Source organism: Pantoea sp. Pa-EAmG, from assembly GCF_030024295.1.
Taxonomy (GTDB): Bacteria; Pseudomonadota; Gammaproteobacteria; order Enterobacterales; family Enterobacteriaceae; genus Pantoea; species Pantoea dispersa.
On sequence record NZ_JASEWO010000393.1, the window covers coordinates 1 to 800 of the forward strand.

The following is an 800-nucleotide window of genomic DNA, read 5'->3' on the forward strand; positions in this document are numbered from 1 at the left end:
TGGCTGCCATCGAAAAGCGCCAGAAAGAAATTGCTGAAGGCCTTGCTTCTGCTGAACGCGCGAAGAAAGATTTGGATCTCGCGCAGGCCAATGCGACCGACCAGCTGAAAAAAGCCAAAGAAGAAGCTCAGGTCATTATCGAGCAGGCGAACAAACGCCGTGCCCAGATTCTGGACGAAGCCAAAACTGAAGCTGAGACTGAACGTAACCGCATCGTGTCTCAGGCGCAGGCAGAAATCGAAGCCGAGCGCTCACGTGCACGTGAAGAGCTGCGTAAGCAAGTCGCGCTGCTGGCCTTAGCTGGCGCCGAGAAGATCATCGAACGTTCCGTGGATGAAGCTGCTAACAGCGACATCGTTGATAAACTGGTCGCTGAACTGTAAGGAGGGAGGGGCTGATGTCTGATCTGATTACTGTAGCTCGCCCCTACGCCAAAGCAGCTTTTGACTTTGCTGTTGAGCATCAAAGTATCGACCGCTGGCAGACCATGCTGGCGTTTGCCGCAGAAGTGGCTCGCAACGAACAGATGGCAGAACTCCTTTCCGGTGCATTGGCACCGGAAGCCTTGTCTGCTTCTTTCAACGCAGTCTGTGGTGATCAACTTGATGAACACGCTCAGAACCTGATTAAGGTTATGGCGGAGAACGGACGTTTGACAGCGCTTCCAGCGGTACTGGAACAGTTCATTCAACTGCGTGACGCTTATGAAGCGACAGCCGAAGTTGATGTGATCTCCGCCAGTGCGCTGAGTGACAGCCAGCTGAGTAAAATCAGCGCCGCGATGGAAAAACGTCTGTCAC

2 protein-coding genes are annotated in these 800 nt (G+C 53.5%); both read left to right on the top strand.

Annotated elements, in window-relative coordinates; translation table 11 throughout:
• A partial coding sequence (gene atpF / locus QMM04_RS22860; RefSeq protein WP_282997165.1) for a F0F1 ATP synthase subunit B occupies positions 1 to 383 on the top strand: 383 nt, incomplete at its 5' end.
• A gap of 14 nt (positions 384 to 397) precedes the next feature.
• Positions 398 to 800, top strand: a 403-nt coding sequence (atpH, locus tag QMM04_RS22865; RefSeq protein WP_282997166.1) for an ATP synthase F1 subunit delta, incomplete at its 3' end; no start/stop codon positions are given.